Annotated in this window: 1 protein-coding gene; it reads right to left on the bottom strand. The window is 67.3% G+C overall.

The window, feature by feature from the left end; translation table 11 throughout:
• Positions 1-451: 451 nt before the first annotated feature.
• Positions 452-1291: a hypothetical protein gene (locus tag AC1DY5_RS55970; RefSeq protein WP_478122761.1), complete on the bottom strand. Its 840-nt coding sequence runs from the start codon at positions 1289-1291 to the stop codon at positions 452-454.
• Positions 1292-1309: the final 18 nt, after the last annotated feature.

Raw genomic sequence — 1309 nt, forward strand, 5'->3', positions numbered from 1 at the left:
GGCGTGGATCGACGAGCCGTTCACAGCGCCGCCCGATCCCGACGAATCACCCCAGGGCGCATTCGCATTCACTTGATGTTGGACAGCACCCATGGGGGCACGATCCTGAAATCCACACACAAGCCGTCCGGAACCCGCGTCAGTTCAGCATGTCATCCGCCGGATTCGCCTGTCTTGGACAGCAGTGCTGCGACCCTTTCCGATATGGCCAAAGAACGTCACAAGAACCTCGAACTTCCCCTTTCCGGGAAAGCGAAAGCCGCGCCTGCGCCCGCCCGCCGTAAAGCCAGGACCGCCGCCCGTGCGCGGACATCCCGAAGGGAGCTTTTGCTGTTCGACTACCAGACCTGGCTGACCCTGACGGCGGGTGTCGCGCAGGCAGCGGCCGCCGCCGAAGCAAGCCGGACCGGCCCCGTGTARTTCCCCCGACTCCAGGCGTCCAGCGCAGTCGTCAGCGACTCTTCATGTACGCCGCATACAGCGAGGRCTGGAGGTCGCGCAGCACCTTTCGTCGGGCAACGATGTCMGCGTGGCGACCCTGCCGCTCCAGGCCGAGCAGTTCCACCAGGAGACGCATCGCCTGCTCCGGCGCGCTGTGCTGCGAGGCTTGCGCGACCGCCAGTTGCTCACGAAGACCGGGGCGCTCRATGAGCACCCATGCCGCAAACCAGCTCAGGTCTGCRATCTCGCCGCCGCCCGAGGAGGACGCATCGAAGTTCGCCTCGAAGCTGCGTATCAACTGCGGCAAGAGCGGGTCGGGCGAGCGTTGCGCGACGTCCTCCAGCAGCGCTGGCGACAGCCACCCMAGTTCCGCGAGCARCGGCCAGGTCGCCCGCAGACCGAACAGATGCAAACGGGCCTCGGCCATCCAGGCAAGCGGCGCCGGCTTGCGTCGCCACGATTCGATGGTGGCGACCGCCTGCGCGGCGGCCTCCCAGTTGCCTGCACGCAGCCACATCGGCGCCGCATGGTCCTGCGGAWCCCGCGCGTCGAASGCCAGCGACCCGGCGCGGCGTGCGAKKTCCTGCCAGCTCACAGCGAGCCAGACGGCGGCMGCCGGGTCGCCGAAAGTGCGCTGCGCAGCGTGACGGATCGTCTCSTGCAACATCWGTCGCGCCTCGCGCAAGGATTCGTGGTCRCGAAACGCATCGTCGCGGCCGACTTCGGCGGCCTCGATGTAGCCGGTGAGAACGCGCAGCGACGGYAAGGAGTCGTCGGCMGGATATTCCTGGGAAAGGCGATCGCATGCTTGCAGAGCGGCCGACGCGTCGCGCCGCTCGAGCGCATGCACAGCGTCGTTCCTCAGCAT

The sequence above is a fragment of the Variovorax sp. P4_D9 genome, assembly GCF_056401695.1.